This window comes from Advenella mimigardefordensis DPN7, assembly GCF_000521505.1.
Classification (GTDB): domain Bacteria; phylum Pseudomonadota; class Gammaproteobacteria; order Burkholderiales; family Burkholderiaceae_B; genus Advenella; species Advenella mimigardefordensis.
The window spans coordinates 578,352-599,962 of record NZ_CP003915.1 but is presented as its reverse complement, the minus strand read 5'-3'; the positions used below and the strand labels follow the sequence as shown (position 1 = coordinate 599,962).

20 protein-coding genes and 1 riboswitch are annotated in these 21,611 nt (G+C 56.8%); of the genes, 11 read left to right on the top strand and 9 right to left on the bottom strand.

All coding sequences use genetic code 11. The features are described 5' to 3' along the window. The first annotated feature begins 20 nt into the window (after positions 1-20). The 4 genes from MIM_RS02770 to MIM_RS02755 all read left to right on the top strand — a co-directional run bounded on the left by MIM_RS02770 (position 21) and on the right by MIM_RS02755 (position 5,289). Entirely contained in the window at positions 21-551 is a 531-nt protein-coding gene (locus tag MIM_RS02770) for an HIT family protein (protein ID WP_025371239.1), read from the top strand. Positions 552-1,193: 642 nt separating this feature from the next. Further along, positions 1,194-2,834: a DEAD/DEAH box helicase gene (locus MIM_RS02765; RefSeq protein ID WP_025371238.1), complete on the top strand. Its 1,641-nt coding sequence runs from the start codon at positions 1,194-1,196 to the stop codon at positions 2,832-2,834. A gap of 40 nt (positions 2,835-2,874) precedes the next feature. Continuing rightward, complete coding sequence (locus MIM_RS02760) at positions 2,875-4,131, top strand: class I SAM-dependent methyltransferase (RefSeq protein ID WP_025371237.1); 1,257 nt, start codon at positions 2,875-2,877, stop codon at positions 4,129-4,131. A 183-nt stretch (positions 4,132-4,314) separates the two neighbouring features. Further along, complete coding sequence (locus MIM_RS02755) at positions 4,315-5,289, top strand: cation diffusion facilitator family transporter (protein ID WP_025371236.1); 975 nt, start codon at positions 4,315-4,317, stop codon at positions 5,287-5,289. A 153-nt stretch (positions 5,290-5,442) separates the two neighbouring features. On the opposite strand, the gene MIM_RS02750 is transcribed toward MIM_RS02755, so the two are convergent. Continuing rightward, on the bottom strand, positions 5,443-5,712 hold the full coding sequence (locus tag MIM_RS02750; protein ID WP_025371235.1) for a hypothetical protein: 270 nt from the start codon (positions 5,710-5,712) through the stop codon (positions 5,443-5,445). 294 nt (positions 5,713-6,006) lie between these two features. On the opposite strand from MIM_RS02750, the gene MIM_RS02745 reads away from it, so the two are divergent. Then, positions 6,007-6,378, top strand: a complete 372-nt coding sequence (locus MIM_RS02745) for a DUF4870 family protein (protein WP_025371234.1) — start codon at positions 6,007-6,009, stop codon at positions 6,376-6,378. Positions 6,379-6,466: 88 nt separating this feature from the next. On the opposite strand, the gene MIM_RS02740 is transcribed toward MIM_RS02745, so the two are convergent. Both MIM_RS02740 and MIM_RS21955 read right to left on the bottom strand, forming a co-directional pair. Beyond that, on the bottom strand, positions 6,467-6,985 hold the full coding sequence (locus MIM_RS02740; protein ID WP_025371233.1) for a class IV adenylate cyclase: 519 nt from the start codon (positions 6,983-6,985) through the stop codon (positions 6,467-6,469). A gap of 52 nt (positions 6,986-7,037) precedes the next feature. Further along, positions 7,038-7,781, bottom strand: coding sequence for a TIGR02444 family protein (locus MIM_RS21955; RefSeq protein ID WP_025371232.1), 744 nt, complete (start codon positions 7,779-7,781; stop codon positions 7,038-7,040). 235 nt (positions 7,782-8,016) lie between these two features. Here MIM_RS21955 and MIM_RS02730 point away from each other — a divergent pair, with 235 nt between their 5' ends. Continuing rightward, positions 8,017-8,607, top strand: coding sequence for a UbiX family flavin prenyltransferase (locus MIM_RS02730; protein ID WP_025371231.1), 591 nt, complete (start codon positions 8,017-8,019; stop codon positions 8,605-8,607). An 89-nt stretch (positions 8,608-8,696) separates the two neighbouring features. Here the strand turns inward: MIM_RS02730 and MIM_RS02725 are convergent, their stop codons facing one another. Next, complete coding sequence (locus MIM_RS02725) at positions 8,697-9,866, bottom strand: tRNA CCA-pyrophosphorylase (protein ID WP_025371230.1); 1,170 nt, start codon at positions 9,864-9,866, stop codon at positions 8,697-8,699. After that, on the bottom strand, positions 9,866-11,956 hold the full coding sequence (locus MIM_RS02720) for a lytic transglycosylase domain-containing protein (RefSeq protein ID WP_245592806.1): 2,091 nt from the start codon (positions 11,954-11,956) through the stop codon (positions 9,866-9,868). The genes MIM_RS02725 and MIM_RS02720 overlap by 1 nt, the downstream gene beginning before the upstream one ends. Positions 11,957-11,990: 34 nt before the next feature. Between MIM_RS02720 and MIM_RS02715 the strand changes: the two genes are divergently transcribed. Continuing rightward, positions 11,991-12,614 carry a 5-formyltetrahydrofolate cyclo-ligase gene (locus tag MIM_RS02715; protein ID WP_025371228.1) on the top strand — a complete coding sequence of 208 codons (624 nt, stop codon included), beginning with the start codon at positions 11,991-11,993 and terminating at the stop codon, positions 12,612-12,614. A gap of 178 nt (positions 12,615-12,792) precedes the next feature. Here MIM_RS02715 and metF read toward each other — a convergent pair whose 3' ends face one another. From metF to metK, 4 genes are all read right to left on the bottom strand, one after another. After that, entirely contained in the window at positions 12,793-13,635 is an 843-nt protein-coding gene (gene metF / locus MIM_RS02710) for a methylenetetrahydrofolate reductase [NAD(P)H] (protein WP_025371227.1), read from the bottom strand. Between the two features lie 4 nt (positions 13,636-13,639). Beyond that, complete coding sequence (locus MIM_RS02705; RefSeq protein WP_025371226.1) at positions 13,640-13,975, bottom strand: phage holin family protein; 336 nt, start codon at positions 13,973-13,975, stop codon at positions 13,640-13,642. A 256-nt stretch (positions 13,976-14,231) separates the two neighbouring features. Further along, on the bottom strand, positions 14,232-15,626 hold the full coding sequence (gene ahcY, locus MIM_RS02700; RefSeq protein ID WP_144084577.1) for an adenosylhomocysteinase: 1,395 nt from the start codon (positions 15,624-15,626) through the stop codon (positions 14,232-14,234). A gap of 69 nt (positions 15,627-15,695) precedes the next feature. After that, positions 15,696-15,777: riboswitch (S-adenosyl-L-homocysteine riboswitch) on the bottom strand. A gap of 13 nt (positions 15,778-15,790) precedes the next feature. Continuing rightward, a complete protein-coding gene (gene metK, locus MIM_RS02695) occupies positions 15,791-16,957 on the bottom strand; it encodes a methionine adenosyltransferase (protein WP_025371224.1) in 1,167 nt (388 codons plus the stop codon). 1,102 nt (positions 16,958-18,059) lie between these two features. On the opposite strand from metK, the gene MIM_RS02690 reads away from it, so the two are divergent. The 4 genes from MIM_RS02690 to xerC all read left to right on the top strand — a co-directional run bounded on the left by MIM_RS02690 (position 18,060) and on the right by xerC (position 21,607). After that, positions 18,060-18,944 carry a lysophospholipid acyltransferase family protein gene (locus MIM_RS02690; RefSeq protein WP_025371223.1) on the top strand — a complete coding sequence of 295 codons (885 nt, stop codon included), beginning with the start codon at positions 18,060-18,062 and terminating at the stop codon, positions 18,942-18,944. 79 nt (positions 18,945-19,023) lie between these two features. After that, positions 19,024-19,911 (top strand): diaminopimelate epimerase, encoded by an 888-nt coding sequence (gene dapF / locus MIM_RS02685; RefSeq protein WP_025371222.1) that lies wholly within the window; start codon positions 19,024-19,026, stop codon positions 19,909-19,911. Between the two features lie 12 nt (positions 19,912-19,923). Beyond that, positions 19,924-20,586, top strand: a complete 663-nt coding sequence (locus tag MIM_RS02680; RefSeq protein ID WP_025371221.1) for a DUF484 family protein — start codon at positions 19,924-19,926, stop codon at positions 20,584-20,586. Positions 20,587-20,638: 52 nt separating this feature from the next. Further along, positions 20,639-21,607 carry a tyrosine recombinase XerC gene (gene xerC, locus MIM_RS02675; RefSeq protein WP_245592805.1) on the top strand — a complete coding sequence of 323 codons (969 nt, stop codon included), beginning with the start codon at positions 20,639-20,641 and terminating at the stop codon, positions 21,605-21,607. Positions 21,608-21,611: the final 4 nt, after the last annotated feature.

Sequence of the window (21,611 nt, the reverse complement as noted above, 5' to 3'; positions counted from 1 at the left end):
TGTCAGGGAGAGTCAGCCAAGTGACTGCACATACCAACTGCCCACTATGCCAGAGCGATGGCGGGCTCGTGCTGTTTCGCAACGCATTCCTGCGCGTCATTGATGCGCAGGAAGCCGACTACCCTGCCTTTACACGTGTAATCCTGAATCGCCACGTGCAGGAAATGAGCGATCTGAACCAGGCCGAACGTGGCGGTCTGATGAGTGCGGTCTATCTCGTGGAGGCCCTGCAACGGCGCCACTTCCAGCCTGATAAAATCAATCTGGCGCAATTGGGCAATATGGTGCCGCATGTACACTGGCACATCATTGCCCGCTTTACCGACGATAAACATTTTCCCAACCCGATCTGGGGTGCGCCGCGTGAGGCCGCGAATGCGCCCGACGGCGAACACGAGGCTGCCCGCCGCAACGCGCATATCCGACAGCGGGTACCCGCTTACCACGAAGACATTACGCAATCGTTTACCGCGCTGCTTGCGGAAACCACCGACCCGGTACCTGAGCAAACCCGCTTTGAGCAAACGCTGCATCGCATTATTAACGGATGAGGTCGGCGGGCATCCCACTGGCCCGTATAAGCACCCGCCCTTTACCGGTTGCGGCGAGAGCGTGATCTTACGGCCCCGACTGTCCGACCCTGGCCGCCCCTGCGCGGCTGAGGCGCGACAACGTGATTTACGTGTCTGCCTGACAACATCTGTTGGATGACGTTGCTGTACCAAAGAGGTCAATCTGGCTGCTGCACAACACGATAGAACGAATATTGCAATAATATTGCTTGCATTCTAGGGAAAACACTTATACAATCATATTCTTTGCAGCGAGTTGTCTATATTTTTGCTGCCTGGCTTATTAATCAAAAGCCACCATCGCTCCTACCTCCAGACCCGCATGCGTATCTCCTTCTGTCATGCAACGGTTGATCCGGTCGGCTCGATGCTCCGATCAACGATTCGTCTGGCTATTTCCCATACGTTTGTTCATCCTGATCAGTAAACTGCAGGTATGCATGGCGCATATCAGCAAGATTTTGCTGCGTGACAGAATTGTCGTTTTGTCCTGTTTGCCAATGGCTTTTTCCATTGTGCAGCCCGGGGTTGTTTGTGCATTTGCGCGACCATCCAGGCGGAATCAACGGCCATCTGCACTCCTGATGAACAGGCTTGCCTGACACCTACTTAGGATTACACATGTCATTTGATTCCCTGGGTCTCTCACCCGTTCTGCTTGCTGCCCTGAACAAGGCCGGCTTTACTCAGCCTACACCCGTACAAACCGAAGCGATCCCTAAAGCCCTTGAAGGCAAGGATCTGATCGTTTCCGCGCAAACCGGTAGTGGCAAAACCGCAGCATTCATGCTGCCTTCACTGCACCGTATTGCCGGCATGCCTGGCAACAAAGGCGTTGGCGTACAGGTACTGGTGCTGACACCCACCCGTGAACTGGCCCTGCAAGTGGCTGAAGCCACCAAATCATACGGCGCCGGTATCAACGATCTGCGTATCGCCACGGTCGTGGGCGGCATGCCTTACGGCGCACAAATCAAGGCCCTGTCCCGTCGTGTTGACGTGCTGGTTGCCACCCCTGGCCGCCTGATTGACCATCTGAACGCACGCCGCGTGAATCTGTCACGCGTTCACACGCTGGTGCTGGACGAAGCCGACCGCATGCTGGACATGGGCTTCATCGAAGACATCGAAAACATCGTTGCACAAACACCGAGTGATCGCCAGACACTGATGTTCTCGGCTACATTCGAAGGCACAGTGGCTCGCATGGCTGCCGACATGCTGGAAAATCCTGAGCGCATCGATATTGCGAACCAGAAACAGAAACACGCCAATATTACCCAGACGCTGCTTTACGCAGATGACAGCGGCCACAAACTGCGCCTGCTGGGTCACCTGCTGCGTGATGCCTCCATGGATCAGGCCATCGTCTTTACGTCTACCAAACGCGGCGCTGACGCACTGGCCGAACGTCTGGAAGATGAAGGCTTTGCCGCGTCTGCCCTGCATGGCGATATGAACCAGCGTCAGCGCACCCGCACCCTGGGTATGCTGCAAAAAGGCCGTCTGCGCGTATTGGTTGCAACTGACGTTGCTGCCCGCGGTATTGACGTACAAGGTATCAGCCACGCCATCAACTTCGACCTGCCCATGCAGGCTGAAGACTACGTTCACCGTATCGGCCGTACTGGCCGCGCCGGTCGCAACGGTCAGGCATTTACCCTGGCAACCCATGGCGAACGTCATAAAATCCGCCGCATTGAACAGTTCACCGGCCAGCCTATGCCCGCCGAAGTGATCCCCGGCCTGGAGCCCGTCAAAACAGCCGAAAGCGGTCGCGGCGCCGGTGGTAAAGGTCGCGGCGGCAAACCAGGTGGTTCTCGCCACGGTCGTCCCGGCGGATACTCACGTGAAAAAGACCATGCCCGCAGTGGCTTCAGCCATCGCAAAGGCGGCAACGCGCCTTCCTATGGCGCCCGTGAAGACTCGCGCTTTGCCGAAGGCCGTTCCGATCGCCCTGCTCGTGCAGCCCGCACTTATGACGCACCGCGCGAATCGCTGATTGACCGTGCCGCAACATCACTGTCACGCAACCCGTTCGCATCGGATCGTCCACGCACCGAAAGAAGCGGTTTTGTTAGAGCCGATGCAGCACCTGCTGCGCGTAAGCCACGCAGCGAGTTTGCTCCTGCGCCTTCACGCAAGCCACGCCCAAGCACCCGTTCCGACGGCGGCTTCGGTGGCGATCGCCATGGCCGTTCAGACAAACCCGGTTTTTCACGCGGTAAAAAGAAACCCGGTTCCTCACGCACCTGGGCGTAAGCCTTTATAATGATCTTTCCCGAAGTAACGTTGGAAAGATATGCGTGCAGACCCAAGCGGTGCTGTGCTGCCCCAAATCCAGGAAGCAGCGCAGCGCTATAGCGAAAACGCCCGGCACAAGCTTGCCGGGCTTATTTATGAGGCCGGCCCTCAGGGGCTGCCCTTTGCGCGCTGGATGCAGGCTGCGCTATATGATCCCCGGACCGGCTATTATGCCGGCGCCCCCCTTAAATTCGGCGATACCACTGCCGCAGCCGGTTCCGCACTGCAAGGCGACTTTGTCACGGCACCGGAACTGACGCCATGGTTTGGCCGCGCTCTGGCCAGGCAAATCAGCCCCATCCTCACGCATCTGAACACGCCGCACATTCTGGAGTTCGGCGCCGGCTCCGGGGCACTGGCCGAGCACATACTGCAAGCCCTGCTGCCAGACTTTCCCGAACTGCAGTATTTCATTCTTGATATTTCACCGGACCTGACGCAACGGCAAAAGCAGCGGCTTGCGCCTTTCGGGGACAGGGTGCAATGGCTGCACAGCCTGCCCACTGGCTTTACCGGCTGCATCATCGCCAATGAAGTGCTGGATGCCATGCCCGTCACGCTGTTCGAATGGGGTGAAGATGGCCATGTCTACGAGCTGCATGTCATCAACAAAGCGGTCAACAAAACGGATGACGCATCAACAGAGACAGACTCGCAAGCGAATCAGGATCCCGCAGCAGTATCGCACTTTGACTTTCTGCGTGTGCCTGCCAACGCTCTGCTGGATCAGGCCGTGAGGGCACGCATGCCGGCACTGCCCGGCTATCGCTCCGAGATCAACCTGCAGGGTGAATCGTGGGTAGCGGGTCTGGGACAATGGCTGGATCGCGGTGTTGCCCTCCTCATCGACTACGGCTTTCCGGCAGGCGAGTACTATCATCCGCAACGCAGCCAGGGCACGCTCATGTGCCATCTGTTGCATCATGCGCACAGTCAGGTACTGCACTTTCCCGGCATTCAGGACATTACCGCACACGTTGACTTTACCGCCATGGCCGATGCAGCACTGGCTGCCGATCTGGAAGTGCTCGGCTATACCTCGCAGGCACGCTTTCTGCTCAACTGCGGGCTGCTGCAGATGCTAAGTGATCTGGACCCCACCGACACAGTGCGCTACACTCGCGAAATCGGTCCCGTGCAAAAGCTCCTGTCCGAAGCCGAAATGGGAGAGCTATTCAAGGTATTGGCCGTTGGTAAAAATGTGGATATGGATCTGGACGGGTTTGCCACGGGTGATCGCCGCCATCGTCTGTAACGGTGTGGGTCTGCGCTTGTGGCTGCTGGCAGTCATGATGAACCCGGAAAAGCAGTGGTTCGCCGGCCTGGCGGTTCGGCGGGCTGTAAGCCGGATGCGTCTGTCATGACACGCTACCTCCACGAGCCACCGCCTGGCCGTCATATACAACGATACAACGCGCATCACACAAGGTGACACCTGATGACCCGCAGTACGCCGCACGCTGAGCACGCTTCGAATATGGTCATTTATATTGCCCTGGCCGGCAATATCCTGGTGGCCATCAGCAAGTTTATCGCTGCCGCCATCACCGGCAGCTCGGCCATGCTCAGTGAAGGCGTGCACTCGGTCGTTGACTGTATCAATGAAATCCTGCTGCTGTACGGCGTACACCGCAGCCGCAATCGGCCGGACAGAACCCATCCTATCGGCTATGGCCGTGAAGTGTACTTCTGGAGTTTTGTGGTCGGCCTCCTGATTCTGACCTTTGGCGCCGGGGTGTCGGTTTATGAAGGCGTCATGCACATCGTTGAACCGCGCCCGATTGAATCCCCCCATGTTACCTACATTGTTCTGGCGCTGGCTTTCCTGTTCGAAGGATTCTCCTGGCTCTTTACTCTAAGAAAATTCAGGGGCAACAGGCCCTACTCCGCACTTTTTCGCATGATTGTACACAGCAAGGATCCGCCAACGTTCATCGTCCTGCTGGAAGATTCAGCAGCCCTCCTGGGCCTGCTCATCGCCTTCGCAGGCGTCTACCTGTCTGTGGCGCTGGACAATCCGGTACTTGATGGCGCTGCATCGATACTGATTGGCATTACCCTGGCACTGACCGCACTTCTGGTTGCGCGCGAAACCAAAGGCTTACTGATAGGTGAAGCCGCCGGTAGCGATATTCGCGACTCCATCGTTGAACTGGCCGAGAGCACTGCCGGCGTGGCCCGCGTCAATGGACTGATTACGGTACAGACCGCGCCACAGGAAATCACGGTTGCCATGAGTCTGGAGTTTGCCGATGCACTGCGTGTGCCAGAGCTCGAAGCGATTGTCATGACACTTGAAAACAAAATCCAACAGGCTCACCCGGAGGTGGCAACGCTGTTTATCAAGCCGCAATCTAACGAACAGTACGAACGTTTCAAACCCGAAGATGATCCCGGTTATATTGAGCCCTGAGCGATAATGCGGTGACGGATAACGCCCGGGGACACATAATGACTGCACCGATAAGGGCCACAGATATTTCGCGAAGGCAGGAAACCAATTGACTGCAGCCAGCTGGCGCAGTCACCGGACTGCTTAAGCGCACTTAACCCTGCGCTATCCCAATCAGTCTTTGAGTGCCTGCTCCAGCAGTTGTCCAATGATATCGTTAGTACTCTGATCCTGCTGTACAGCGCGCTCACGAATCCGGTCAATCACCTCCTGCCTGAGCTTGACAGGAAAAGACACCAGCCCCTGAGCCTGATCCAGCTTGCGCTGTGCACGGCGGTCAACGACCGTATCGGCCGCAGCGCCGAATCGACCAGGCACGCCTTCTCGTTTCATTTTTCCCACTGTTTTAAGCGCTTTGGCTTTTTCAAGATCGGTCTTTTTCATTGTTATCGTCCATATAGTTACGAAAATTAGCGTAGGCAATGTCGCCGCGCACCGATGACCTGCAACGGCAGCGATTCCGACTCGGTCAGGCAAAGCCACGGCCGCCGCGCGAGTCTACCGCATCCCCTATACCGACGCAATTACTTCATGCAGCCATATCAATCCGCTACATTTCTACACGAATGCAATATCGGTTTATTAAACTTCAAATGTATATTAAAGTGGTCACTACCTGACCTTTCAAGTCATGCAAGCTGAAGTGACTATCACAACCGAATACAAAGGGACACCGCCATGAACGAAGACATCAGCCAGAACCAGACTCCTGTTCCCGCGCCGGATAACGCTGCCCGTAATTTCACCCTGATTACATATGCAATGTACGCACTGGGTTTGTTTACCGGACTGTTTTCAATCGTGGGCGTGATCATGGCCTACGCCAAGCGGGGTGAGTTCGCCAATACGATTTATGCCGATCATATGCAATATCTGATCCGTACGTTCTGGATCGGGCTGATCGGCGCGATTGTGGGCTTTTTCTTAATGCTTATCCTGATCGGCTGGGTCGTACTCATCGCCGTGACCGTATGGTACATCTATCGCATCGTCATGGGTGCCATTCGTCTGAACGACGGCAAAGGCGTATCCACAACCTCCTGGTTCTGATCAAGCGGGCGGACACGTCTGCGGGCAGCAGAAAGCAGGGCGAAAAAGCCTGCCCGCTGTTGCCTGCACCGTCTTTCCGGAAAGCCGATTATTGCTCGTCGGCGTCCAGTAGATCAATATAGGCATGCTCGACCAGTTGATCTGACGAGACCCCAAGCTTATTCATCAATAAGTGTGCTTCTTCCATCCCTTCCTCTGCCGGTTCGTCGTCTTTGAGTACGACTTCGAGTTCAATGAATTCGCCCAACCCCTCCACCTTGTCCAGATGAATCCGGGTCCTTCCCGCCATGACCAGCGTCCTGTGCTTGATGACCTGGCCACGCACGCCATAGGCATTGCCCAGGACGCAATGCAGTTCATCCGGCTTGTCTATCCTGGCGATGTCATAGAATGATGTTTTGGGACCGGCCTGGTCGCTGCGTCGATAGAAAATCAGCTCGGCATGGCCCTGGGCGAATCGACGCAGTTTCAGGCGCCCGTTGGGACAGCAATAAAAAGTGTCGTCCTGTGTAAACCGCGCTATCGGTTCCGTTGCCAGGGTTTCTGCGGCCTGCAAAACACCCGGAAAGCTGATGATCCTTGCTTTGATTTCGACATTGCGGGCCATGGTTTGCATCCTCCTGATCAATACAAAGTGCGTTCTGCTGTTTCAATCCTTTCTATATCTGGCAGAGTACAGCAAGCGCTGCCAATACAACCTGATGCGCATGCTGCAAGGCAAGCCATGGATCCGCCGCTTGCTCATTGGCCGCCTGCCCTGCCCAATGTCCTTCGTCGGCGGCCGTTTGCGCATACGCTGCCTCATAATGGGCCACCACCCTGACGGCCGTCTGCTCCAATACTGCCAGCTTCCGGGCGTTCTCTGCCGTGTTGGCCAATGCGGTCTGTGTCCCGGGCACAGCAGGCAAATCCTCCGTGGCTACCGTTTCGATGAGTGCATGGTTCTGAACCCGTGATCCGGCCTTGATGTCCTGCGCTACGCCACCGTGCCCGGCCCGCGTTCTCGCCAACGCCTGTTCTTTCACCCATTGCGCCAGCACGTCCTGCTGCAGGCGCTCGGCTTCCAGCTCCAGACGCTTGACTTCTTCCCTCAACGTTTCGGTCGCTGCGTCCGGCGCCGGCGCAGGCCCCGTCTTAAGCCGCGTCCGCAACTGGCGAAGAGGCACAATCACCTCATGTCGCCAGGCAACAATCGTGCTATCGGCGTCTTCAATCTGCTGCGTCGTAGGCGCTTCACCCCACTGCCCGGCCGCCCACAGCATCACCAGCAGCACATTGACGTCCAGCCCCAGCCTGTTCTGCAGTTCAAGACAGTGTCCGGCCACACCCTCGCGGGTATATACCGCCAGCGAAAATTGCCAGTGATCCGCTACGCTTTGTCCCTGATCCTTATCCTGACCCATTAGTACTCCTGTATGCTTCGGTTACGTGGCCTGCACCAAACCAGGCAGACCTTCCATTACCCATATCGACATAGCCTTGCGCCATCCTGCCATTTAAGCCACCCGTGCCCGGCGCCTCGTCGTACATTGTTGCGCGCCCCTGCAGGTATAATAACCTTTCAGGCCGGGGTAATGCCCCTGCAAGGCTGTTATTATCAGCCCGCTCATTCACTCTTACCGAAACAGCCAACTGCCCATGCCAAGCATCATTTGCGCACCTGCGCGTATTATTGTCGGTATCACCGGCGCCTCAGGCGCCATTTACGGTGTCCGCGCCCTGGAGCTGCTGAATCAGGCGGGCTTTGAAACGCACCTGGTCATGAGCCGCTCGGCCAGCCTGACCCTGTCACAAGAGCTGCAAATGCACCCCGGCGAACTGGCTGACCGGGCCACGGTAGTCCATGCCATCCAGGATGTCGGGGCCGCCATTTCCAGCGGCTCGTTCAAAACCTGCGGCATGCTGATCGCTCCCTGCTCCATTCGTACACTCTCGGAAATTGCCAGCGGCGTTACCTCTTCGCTGCTGACGCGCGCAGCCGACGTGGTGCTCAAGGAAAGACGCAAGCTGGTACTGATGGTTAGGGAAACACCCTTGCATCTGGGGCATTTGCGCAATATGGTGGCGGTCACCGAGATGGGTGCCATCGTCATGCCACCCGTTCCTGCCTTTTATGCGCGCCCCGAAAGCATTCAGGCCATGGTCGACCATAGTGTCGGGCGGGCGCTGGATCTGTTTGGTATCGAGACCGATGCAGTGACCCGCTGGGACGGCATGAGCAATCCCTGACATTGCAGTTGAAATAGCCCTGTTCTGGCTATGCACGACCCGTCCGGACGAACCACCCGGGACTGCGCGCCCGGGTACACCCCCCGGATTTAGCCCGGCGCGATCTTGCCCAGGCAGGCTGCAATGGCATCCAGTCTGGCCGCCCGCACCGCCTCTTTGATCCTGTTGGCACCGCCTTCGGTCTGGCGGGCGACGGCGCCGGCATCAACCTGCAGATAACAATCCAGCACTTCAGTCCAGGATTCAACCCGCGTAATCTCTGCCTGCAGATTTTCTGCTGCAGAATGCCGGGTGCACAGCACAACGCCCAGCAAATCGCGAAACCGTGCCGGCTTGCGCAGGCTGTCGGTTACCTCCAGTGTTTCCAGCACGTATTGGGCGCGGCTCAGCAGATGCGCCTGCTGCGTGGGACTGGGTGGCAACGGCAACATGTCCAGACGCTCCGAGAGCACCTGCGTGAGGCGGGCATAATCGGCACATTCCGCAGGCACTTTAAGATGGGTGCTCAGGGCCGCATGCTCACGCGTCTGCGACAATGCGACTCCATAACGCGAAGGCAGCGACAGAATTCTGGCTGCCGATAAATCGGTAGCCCGCGCCACTTCGGGATTCCATTCTAACTGCGGCATGACGACAGCGAGCGCATTCGTGTCCTGCAGGACAGCAAACATGCGCGACGGCTTTTCGTTCATGAGTCCGCGCGACATTTCTTTCCAGACCCGCTCGGGTACCAGGGCATCCACCTCGCCGCTACTGACCATGTCCCGGCACAACTGAAGCGTATCGCCAGCCAGCGCGAAATCGGTAAAGCGCGCAGCAAAGCGTGCCAGCCGCAAGATGCGTACCGGATCTTCAGTAAACGCGTCGCTGGCATGACGAAACACGCGGCGCTCCAGATCGTCGCGACCGCGCAGGGGATCCACCAGGGTCCCGTCACTGCGACGCGCCATGGCATTGATGGTGAGGTCGCGGCGCTTCAGATCCTCTTCCAGCGTTACATCCGGACCCGTATGAAAGGTGAACCCCTTGTAACCGCGCCCGGCTTTTCTTTCAGTGCGCGCCAGCGCATATTCCTCTTTGGTCTGCGGATGCAAAAACACCGGAAAATCGTCGCCTACCGGCTGAAAGCCGCGCCGAATCATCTCCTGCGGGCTGGCCCCTACCACGACCCAGTCCCGGTCTCCTTGCGGCAGCCCCAGCAACTCGTCGCGGACCGCGCCGCCAACCACATAGACATCAAGACCGTCAGTAACAGACATCAGGGCCTCACCTGTCCCAGCTGTTCCACAATCGATTGCGGACGCCCGGTAAATGCAGCACGATACCAGGTTGCATTGGAAATAACATACTTCACATAAAGACGGGTTTCCGTAAAGGGAATGGTTTCCGCGAAAATCGCCCCTTCCAGTGAATGATCAGACGCATCACGCCAGCGCTTGGCGCGGTTCGGGCCGGCGTTATAGCCGGCGGTGGCCAGCACCTCGGAGCCGTTCAGGTCGTCCAGGATCATCTTCAGGTAGGAAGTACCCAGCAATGTGTTGGTGTCGAAATCGTGAGCGTTGGCAGCCGAATAGCTCAGACCCAGTTTGCGGGCAACCAGTTGCGCCGTGCCCGGCATGACCTGCATCAGTCCCGCCGCACCGACCGAAGAGCGGGCAACCGTCACAAACCGAGACTCCTGGCGGATCAGACCATATACCCAGGCAGGATCTACCCCCACGGCGCGTGCCTGCTGGCTCACCCGCCCTTCGAAGGGTGCCAGGTAACGCTGGCGGAAATTGAAATCGTTTTTGGTAAGCATGGACGTGTTGATGGTCCGATCATACACCTGCTCGCGCAAGGCCCACTCTGCGGCGGCCATCAGCTCGCGATCGTTCATGCCGCGAATCGCAAAATTCCATTCGCCCACTGCTTCCGGGCGCCAGCCCAGACGGAACAGGGCGATGGCGCGCTGCAACCCTTCGTGCGTCATTATTTTGTTGATTTCAGCGGCGCTCGGCTCGGCCGGCTGAGGCGGAACGACAATCTTGCGTCCCAATGCCTCGGTCGCCAGTTGCCCATAGAAGCCATGATCATACAGAATAGACTGCCAGGCGCTGGCGGCGCCGCTGTTATCGCCCTGCCCGGCACGGGCGCGACCATACCAGTAAACCCATACCGGCTCTTTCTGCTGGTCGGCGCCCATCATGCGAATGGTCTGCTCAACCCATTTCCAGTCAATGGTGGGTTGGCGCAGCGCCATGCGGGTACGCCAGGCGTGGTTGTAGTCACTCAGGCGAAAGCCCTCACCAGCCTTGCGATACCAGCCATCGGCACGTGCTTCCAGATTCAGCGCAGCAACCAGGCCGAACTGTGTCCAGGCCCATTGACGGTTGCGCTCGTTCAGTAATGTATTGCCCTGCGCCTCCAGGAAAGCGGCACCGCCATCCCGGTCCTGGCGCGCCAGACGGCTAAAGGCCAGTGCGCGTAACTGCTGCAACTCGCCGGTGGCCGAGCCGCTTTGCGTTGCCAGCCAGCCCATTGGGTTTGCCATGAGCGCGTCGTAGGAAGACAGACCGGCTGGTGAGAAAGCCAGCGCAGCATAACGCCTTGCGCTGTCCTTGCTGTCGTATTCAACCGCATCGCGCAACAGGGGTTCCAGATGCTCATGGGTAATGACGTTGGCCCCGGTCAGCTGTCCAAGCATACTCCAGCAGGCATTGCCTGGCTTGAACACAGCCAGCGCCTGTGCGGCAGAGACCTGTCCCGTACCCAGAAAACGGGCCTGCAGGATAGCGCAATCGACCTCCGAGGTGCGACTGGCGACCGTACCGATACGGCGCACTGTATCAAAATCACCTTGCTTTGCCGACGCCAGGATCCAGTCCGATTTCAGACGATTTTCCAGATAGGGGTTCTTGTTTTGCTGCAGGAAAGCATATATTTGCTGCGTGGGTACGGGCTGGGTCGCATCATTCAGCAACTGACGCAAATACCAATACATGGGATAGCCGCCGAGCTCATGATCATCCCGGGCCTGCTCGGCATAGCCGGGTAGCGCCTCCCACTGGCGGCGCTGCATGGCCTCTCTGGCCGATACGACCGCGGCACGGGCAGCTTCGGGTACGGCACGGGGCGCCTGCCCGTAGACAACAGCAGTGGACGTAACCGCCAGATTCGACGGCGCGAGTGACGGTTTGACAACCTGAGTGTTCTGGACCGATTCGGCACATCCCACCAGCAACACCCCGGAGCCGAAGACCCCCCAGACAGCCTGCACTGACCGCCGCCGCAGACGACCGGTGATACTTTTGTTGAACCCGCTTTTTGCTTGCGCCCACTGTTGCATATGCTGTCCTGTTATAGTCATGCTTTAAACTGGATTCTATATCTCGCCACAGGTCATGTCATCCGCCGATACCCCGATTCTGCGTCAAACCCTGCTAGCGGCCAGATCGGCCATCCCCGACTCGCGTCGCCAGATGCTAAGTGTACAAATAAAACAGCATGTTTTGGACTGGCTGCAGGGACGTCATCAAGATTGCTCTCTGCCGGATCGTACCACCATTGGTTCTATCGCCGGTTTCTGGCCCATACGGGATGAACCCGACATTATTTCGCTGTTGCACGATTTGCATACACTGGGCCACGCAATCAGTCTGCCGGTGATTGAACAGCGTGACGCCCCGCTGCACTTTTATCAGTGGTCACCCGATACCCCCATGCGACGTGGTGCCTTCAATATTCCCGAACCGCATGTCGATACGCCGGCGCTGCACCCCTCCCTTATTCTGGTGCCGACACTGGGCTACACGCGCGACGGACACCGCCTGGGTTATGGTAAAGGATATTACGACCGGACACTGCACGCACTGGCGCAGCAAGGCCACAAGGCACTATGCGTGGGTATAGGCTGGGAGGAGGGACTGATCGACGCGCCTTACGTGCCAGCAGCCCACGACATGCCGCTGGACGCGATTGTGACACCGGGCGGCTGGATCCTGCCCGCTACGCCGCAACGGCGCTAACGCTGCAACTGGCTGTTCGGTTTCGTGAACGAGAGATATGCCGAATGCAAGCGGCGCAGGAGAATGGAACCAGCGCGGCAGACTGGGTGATCGGACTGCAAACCACACGCAGTCCAATCACATATTAAGCATGGGTAAGCACCTTTTTAAAATTTCTGCCTTACCCTCTTTCTTCTACTCAATAATGCAGATTTTTCCAGATCGACAGCGTCGCTTCGGCATTATTGAGCGTATAAAAATGAATCCCGGGCACGCCGCCATCAATCAGTTTCTGGCAAAGCTGCGTGACCACATCAGCGCCAAAGGCACGAATCGACGCCTTGTCATCACCAAATTGCGCCAGACGCAAGCGAATCCAGCGCGGCACTTCAGCCCCGCACATTTGCGAAAAGCGCAGCAGTTGCGTATGGTTGGTGATGGGCATGATACCGGGCACGATCGGGATAGTGACGCCGCGCTGCGCGGCACGATCGGCAAAATCGAAATAGGCATCCGCATTGAAAAAATACTGCGTAATTGCACTATTGGCGCCGGCATTGACCTTGGTGACAAAATTGTCCAGGTCATGCTGGGGGCTGTCGGCCTGCGGATGCATTTCCGGATACGCCGCAACCTCGATATGAAACCAGTCGCCTGAATGCTCGCGAATAAGGCCGACCAGATCGGATGCATACCGGTAATCGGAGTCATTGCCGCCCATACCCGAAGGCAAATCGCCACGCAAGGCCACAATACGACGAATACCACTGGCCTTGTAATGATCCAGCAACTGCACCAGCGCCGCTTTGCTGGCGCCGATACAGGAAAGGTGCGGAGCCGCCTCACAACCCAGCTGCGAGAACATGGAAACGGTTTCGGCCGTGCCATCCCGGGTAGAACCACCTGCGCCAAACGTCACACTGACATAACGAGGATGCATTGCCATCAACTGCTTGGCTGTGCCTACCAGCCGCTCGCGCGATACCTGGTCGCGCGGCGGGAAAAACTCCAGGCTGAATGCCTCGTCGGAAAAAGAACTCATAACGTTAATTCAGAACACTAAGCAAAATTGCAGAAATAATGGAATAGAGTACGGCGCCGATTACCGCCCACCAGAAACCATCCACCTTGAAGCCATCGAATACCGAACCGGCCAGCCAGAACATCAATACGTTAAGTATCAACAGGAACAGGCCCAGCGTCACAATGGTAATGGGCAAAGTCAGAATGGCCAGAATGGGATAAACCACCGTATTGACCAGCCCCAGAATGACAGCCGCAATAAGCGCAGAGACAAAACTGCCGACAGTAATGCCAGGCAGGATATAGGCAACAATCATAAGGGCCAGCGCCTGCAGGACCCAGGTTAACAGCAACGTCATATTACCTCTCCTTTCATTTCCCTAATAGAACACTAACACCAAAACAACGTGTGCCCACGCACACGCTGCCACTGCGCTGTCGTTCAACTGCAATGTCTTGCACCACAGCTGAACGGCAGCACAATGATCGAACGTTGCCGCCTTGCGGCTTGCACCGGCTGCCATCCGATAATCGATAGGCAGCCGTTCAAATCACCAGACCCGCATTAATCACATTTGTGATAAACATGCGCCCGGTGATTTCTGCAGTGCCTGATCAATAGCGATAATGATCAGGTTTGAATGGCCCCTGCGCAGGCACGCTGATGTAATCAGCCTGTTTCTGCGACAGCGTTGTCAGATTCACACCCAGTTTCTTCAGGTGCAGGCGCGCGACCTTCTCGTCAAGATGCTTCGGCAGCACATACACCTGGCCTTTCTTGTACTGATCAGTACGGGTAAACAATTCGATCTGGGCAATAGTCTGGTTGGTAAACGATGCAGACATCACAAATGAAGGATGGCCGGTAGCGCAGCCCAGATTGACCAGACGACCCTTGGCCAGCAGAATAATACGTTTGCCATCGGGGAAAATGATGTGATCAACCTGTGGCTTGATTTCTTCCCATTGCAGATCTTCAACCGCAGCCACATCAATCTCATTGTCAAAGTGACCAATGTTGCAAACGATGGCTTCGTCTTTCATGCGTTCCATATGATCACGCGTGATCACATGATAGTTGCCGGTAGCGGTCACAAAGATATCTGCCTTGTCGGCCGCTTCTTCCATGGTGACCACTTTATAGCCTTCCATAGACGCCTGCAGCGCGCAGATCGGATCAATTTCAGTCACCCATACCTGAGCACGCAGCGCAGCAAGCGCCTGGGCGCAACCCTTACCTACATCGCCAAAACCGGCAACAACGGCAATTTTGCCGGCGACCATCACATCGGTCGCACGCTTGATGCCGTCCACCAGTGATTCGCGGCAGCCATACAGGTTATCAAATTTGGATTTGGTGACAGAGTCATTAACGTTGATCGCAGGAATCTGCAATTCACCCTTCTGCGCCATCTGATACAGACGATGCACACCGGTAGTGGTCTCTTCGGTCACGCCAATGATGCTGGCCAGCCTTGTAGAGTACCAGGTCGCGTCTTTAGCCAGACGCGCACGAATAGCGGCAAACAATACGGTTTCTTCTTCGCTGCCAGGATTGTCCAGCACAGAAATATCTTTTTCTGCCTTGGCACCCAGATGCAACAGGGTCGTCGCATCGCCGCCGTCATCCAGAATCATATTGGCCTGTTCACCTGGCCATTCAAAAATGCGGTGCGTGTATTCCCAGTAATCGGCCAGTGTTTCACCCTTGATGGCAAATACCGGTACGCCACTGGCAGCAATCGCAGCTGCAGCGTGATCCTGAGTCGAGAAAATATTGCATGACGCCCAGCGTACTTCGGCACCCAGCGCTGTCAGTGTCTCAATCAGCACGCCGGTCTGGATAGTCATGTGCAGGCTGCCGGCAATGCGGGCGCCCTTTAGTGGTTGGGATTGGGCGAACTCTTCGCGCGTAGCCATCAGGCCAGGCATTTCAGTTTCGGCAATGGACAGTTCACGCCGGCCCCAGTCGGCCAGGGCGATATCGGCAATTTTGTAATCAGCAGTCATAGTTTTCATCCTGAAACATACTGCGATGCCGACTGTGAGATCCGTCTCACCATAGACCAGCAACGCAGTATATGATGAGCGCGGTTCGTTATCTGATCGTATTCTGAGCCTGGCATGACGGTTAAGTCATGTCGCAACGCCCCTCAGAACACGACGATTATACCTTAAGCAATGGCTTTTTTCAGAACAGCGGCCTTGTCCAGTGCTTCCCAGCTGAACTCGGGCTCTGAGCGGCCAAAGTGACCATAGGCAGCAGATTTAGCATAAATCGGACGCAGCAGATCCAGCATTTGCACAATACCGCGGGGACGCAGGTCAAAATGCTCGCGTACCAGTTTGGCGATGTCGTCATCAGGAATAACGCCGGTGCCTTCCGTATACACGGTAATGTTGATGGGCTCGGCCACACCGATGGCGTAGCTGACCTGGATCTGGCACTGCCGCGCCAGCCCCGCAGCAACAATATTCTTGGCAACATAACGCGCCGCATAGGCTGCAGAACGGTCTACCTTGGATGGATCCTTGCCTGAGAACGCGCCACCGCCGTGTGGGCATGCGCCGCCATATGTATCCACAATGATCTTGCGGCCGGTCAGGCCGCAATCGCCCTGAGGACCGCCAATAATGAACTTGCCTGTCGGGTTGATCAGGAATTTGGTGTCGGGCGTGATCAGGCCATCGGCAAACGTGGGCTTAATGATCTCTTCAATAACCGCTTCGCGGATCTCGTTCTGTGAGATGTCCGGCGCGTGCTGGGTGGACAGCACAACGGTATTGACCTCTACCGGCTTGCCATCAACATAGCGGAATGTGACCTGGGATTTGGCATCGGGACGCAGCCACGGCAGGCGGCCGTCCTTGCGCAGTTCACTCTGGCGCTGCACCAGACGGTGGGCATACCAGATAGGCGCAGGCATGAGATCCGGCGTTTCATCGCACGCGAAACCAAACATCAGGCCCTGGTCTCCGGCGCCCTGACTCAGGATTTCTTCTTCACTGCGATCCACACCCTGAGCAATGTCGGGAGACTGCTTGTCATAGGCAACCAGTACGGCGCAGCCCTTGTAGTCAATACCGTATTCGGTGTTGTCATAGCCAATGCGCTTGATCGTATCGCGGGCGATCTGAATGTAGTCGATATTGGCTTTGGTGCTGATTTCTCCGGCCAGTACCACCAGGCCGGTATTGCACAGTGTTTCAGCGGCGACGCGCGACTGCGGGTCCTGCTCAAGCAGCGCATCAAGAATGGCGTCGGAAATCTGGTCCGCTACCTTGTCAGGGTGACCTTCGGAAACGGATTCGGAGGTAAAGAGAAAATCGTTGTGGGCCATGTTGCGTCCAATTAATAGTGTCAAAACAAAACCGACATTCTCAAAAAGAACGCGCAGCACCGAAAGGGATTCATACTGGCGCGACGCTTTAGCGGAATGTATCTGAAACGACCGCATGCCAATCCTGGCATGTGCACCGTATTCAGCTGTCGCCCCGCAAGTTGTCGGTTAACTCAGCGACCAGAATTCATTTTATGACAATTTGCCAACGAAGGCCTGAAAAACCCTGATGGCGGCAGATAAAAGGCTACCGGCCTTCCTGACAAGGTACTTACCGCCAGGACAATCGCAGCGCAAAGGCTGGCGCGGCCCGGGACGTGACAATGTTAGACCATGGGATACGGAGATATAAGGAGATATAACCGGGGCGAATATATGTAGAAAAATAAGGTAGAAAGCGAGGTGGATATAGTCACCACAACCGCAGTCTGCAAAAACGTGAATTTGCAGAAAATATTGCCGTGGCAGAGAGGCGACGCGCCCCTGCTACAACGCTGACAGGCAGCAGACGGTAATAGGCCCGACCGAAGCCGGGCCAGTCTGATAAGGAGGTTACGATGACACGTATCGTATTTCTACTTATCCTGATCGTATTGATGCTGGTGTTGATGACACCCGCCTATTGATCAGGGACCGGTGTGGACGCAACCACGCCGGTTCAGGTGTTAATGTACCTAATTGCGCGGAATTTTGTCAATTGCGGAAAACCGAGGGGTAAAGGGCGGATCACATCTTTTGCATATACATCCCAATTTACACACACATTCCAGCTACAAAGAGCCTCTCTTCTGATCGAACAGCCCCCCTTTTGAATATCGCCCACTTCTTTTTATTGAGCGCAATCTACTTTTGAATACCCCCATAAATTCGGCCATCCGGCCCGACAATCGCACCCGCAACGCCCAACTGGCGCCACTCCGCCCGCAACGCATGGCGTGTCGACATCACTTCCCGGCATCGACCTGCCTTTCTCCATTACAATCGTACAATTCAGGATCGCCTTTGTCTGCCTGCGATGGCGTTTGGCCATCAGCCGGCGTTGCGTTCACCACGGTGCACTGGCAGTACACATTGTCAGCACGCATTTCGCTTATCTCCAAACATGATGAAATCCGTATTACTCGTTTTTCTTTTCCGTATCATTAACCTGTTACCCGACAGCCTGCGGCTGGGCCTGGGCAGCCTGTGCGCCACCCTGATGCGGGTATTGATGAAGCGCCGGCGCTTCATCGTCAGTACTAATCTGCAATTGTGCTTTCCTGAGGCATCCGAAGCGCAGCGCCAGCGCTGGCTGCATGAACACTTTCGTGCCCTGGCCCAGACCATGATTGATCGCGCCGTGCTGTGGTATGGCTCGGAAGAGAAAATCCGTCGCATGGTGCATCTGACGGGCTACGAACACATCCAGAATAGTATTGATTCGCCGCGCCCTACCCTGATGTTCGCTCCGCATTTTGTCGGGCTGGACGCCGCGGCGACCATTTTGTCCATGCGCCTGGTCAAATCGGCCACCATGTACACGCCCGCATCGGACCCGCAAGTAGACGCACTGATGATCAAAGGACGCGGTCGCTTCAATCAGGTAACGCAGATTCCACGCAAGGAAGGTATTCGCGGTCTCATCCGTCAACTGCGTCAGGGCACGCCGGTTTATTACCTGCCAGACATGGACTTTGGCCGCGACGGTGCGCTCTTTGTGCCGTTCTTCGGCGTAGCTGCCGCAACGCTGCCGGCCACCGCGCAAATTGCCCGTGCCTGGAAAGCCGATGTCATTCCTATCGTGACCCGCTGGGACAGCGCCACCGGCCACTATCACACCCAGGTGCTGCCGCCCTTTGTCGATTTTCCGGGCGAGATGAGCCTGGAGCAGGCCACGCGCTTCGGCAACCAACAGCTTGAACAATGGGTACGCAACGATCCACCCCAGTACTACTGGGTGCATCGGCGTTTCAAAACCCGTCCCGAAGGGGAAAAGAAATTCTACTGATCCCGTCGGGCCATGGTGCTGCCACGCAGGATCGGCGATAATAATGTGCAACACAGCGGTTCAATCAGGAAAACGTTCAATGATCTGGTCTTTCTCAAAAATGCACGGCGCCGGCAACGACTTTGTTGTGCTCGATGGCGTACGTCAGTCTATCGACATGACGCCCGAACGCGCGCGTGCGCTGGCGCACCGGCAGTTTGGTATCGGCGCAGACCAGATCCTGCTGGTTGAAGCCCCCAGCCACCCCGAGGCCGATTTCCGCTACCGCATTTTCAATGCCGATGGCAGCGAAGTAGAACATTGCGGCAACGGCGCCCGCTGCTTTGTACGCTTTGTACATGAACAGAAATTATCATCGCGCAATCCGCTGAAAGCTGAAATTGCCACCGGCCTGATCACGCTTGAAGAAGCCGACGATGCAACGGTCACGGTTAATATGGGCCAAACCCGCTTCGAGCCGGAGGCCGTCGCATTTGACACCAGCGACCTGTCCAGCACCCGCGATCATGACGACACGCTCTGGTCATTGCCGCTGGACAACGGCGACACCGTCACGCTGTCGCTGGTTGCCATCTCCAATCCGCATGCAGTGCAGATCGTAGACGATGTGGCCAGCGCACCGGTAACCGTGCAAGGCCCGCTCATCGAAGGTCACCCGCGCTTTGCCAATCGCGTCAATGCCGGGTTTATGCAAGTCGTCGACTCGCATACGATCAACTTGCGCGTGTATGAACGCGGCGCAGGCGAAACGCTGGCTTGCGGCACCGGCGCCTGCGCTGCCGTGGTCGCCGGTATTCGTCGCGGCCGCCTGCAATCGCCGGTCACCGTCCATACTCGTGGCGGCGACCTGAACATCGCCTGGGACGGCACGCAAATCACCATGCGCGGCCCGGCCGTGACCGTATTTTCAAGTGAAATAAATATTGATCGCCTGGTGGCGCAATACCGCAATAGCACTGCTTTATAAAGGAACGTACTCATGTCTGAAGCTGCCACACTGACAGCAGAAACCATTGCACAATTTCTGCAGGACAATCCTGCTTTTTTTGATGAGCACGCCGAACTTTTCTCGTCGCTGAAGGTGCCCCACCCGCATGCACGCCACACGCTATCATTGGGTGAGCGTCAGATCCTGACACTACGCACGCGCAACAAGGAACTGGAATGGAAGCTCTCTGAATTGTTGCACAATGCCAATTCCAATGAAGCCATCAGTGACCATGTCACCCTCTGGTGTACACACATGCTGGCAGAGCAGGATCCCCAGCGACTGCCGCAGCGCGTGGTTGACGGCTTGCGCCAGGAATTCAGGATGCTGGAAGTGGCATTACGCCTGTGGGACCTGCCCGCACTCACCGACGAGCGCTTCCAGGGATCTGACGATATGCTCCAGGCCTTTGTGGCCGGACTGCAAAAGCCCTATTGCGGCCAGGAAGGCTATCTGCCCGCACATGAGTGGTTCGATAGCAAACCAGGCTCAGTGGCCATGGTACCGTTAACGCATGAGGGACGCAGCATTGGCGTGCTGGCCTTCGCCGCAGAAGGGGCCGAGCATTTCAAACCGGATATGGGTACCACCTTTCTGGAAATTCTCGGCAAGCTGGCCAGCGCCTGCTTAAGTCGTCTGAATTACGCCGCCTGACAACTGCCATCCCGGCAGTCGGCCAGGAGCAGCAGCACCTATGGGAAGCGCCATGACACGCATACTGCCCGATTCAATGGAAAAATGGCTGAGCTACCTGCAAACCAATCAGCGGTACGCCAGCCATACACTGGCGGCCTATCGGCGTGATTTGGTGCTATTGCTGGAATTCTACCCGGACACCCCCGCCGAAAACCTGAGCAACGCACAAATCCGCCACGCGGTGGCACGGCTGCACGCCCAGGACTACAGCCCGCGCAGTCTGGCGCGAATTCTGTCTGCATGGCGCGGCTTTTATCAATGGTGGATTCCCCAAACCACGGTCAAAGTTAATCCAGCCCTGGATGTCAAAACACCCAAAATTGCGCGCTCGCTTCCCAAAGCACTGTCGGTAGAACAAACCCAGGCGCTGCTGGACCACCCCACCGTGATCACCGGGACGGAACCGGCAGATCTGCGCGATCAGGCCATGTTTGAAGTGCTCTATTCCAGCGGCTTGCGGCTGGCCGAACTGGTCAGCCTGGACACTCAATACACGCGTAAAGACGGCTATGAATCAGTCAGCTGGCTCAACCTGGATGAAGGTGAAGTCACTGTCACCGGCAAGGGCGGCAAAACGCGCACGGTGCCGCTGGGGCGCACCGCTATCCGCGCGCTGACGCAATGGCTTGCGATCAGGCATAAACTGCTGCCACCGTCCAGCACGACACAGGATCAGTCCGCTGTCTTTCTGGGCGCACGCGGCCGTCGCATCGCGCCGCGGGTGGTGCAACTGCAACTGAAAAAACTGAGCCTGCGCAGCGGCGTCCCCGCACAGGTGCATCCTCATGTCCTGCGTCACAGCTTTGCCAGCCACGTTCTGCAATCAGCGCAGGATCTGCGCGCGGTGCAGGAAATGCTGGGGCATGCCAATATTGCCACCACGCAGATTTATACGCGGCTGGATTTTCAGCATCTGGCTCAGGTTTACGACAAGGCACACCCGCGCGCTAAAATGGACGAAACCGATAAAAAGAAATAAGGAT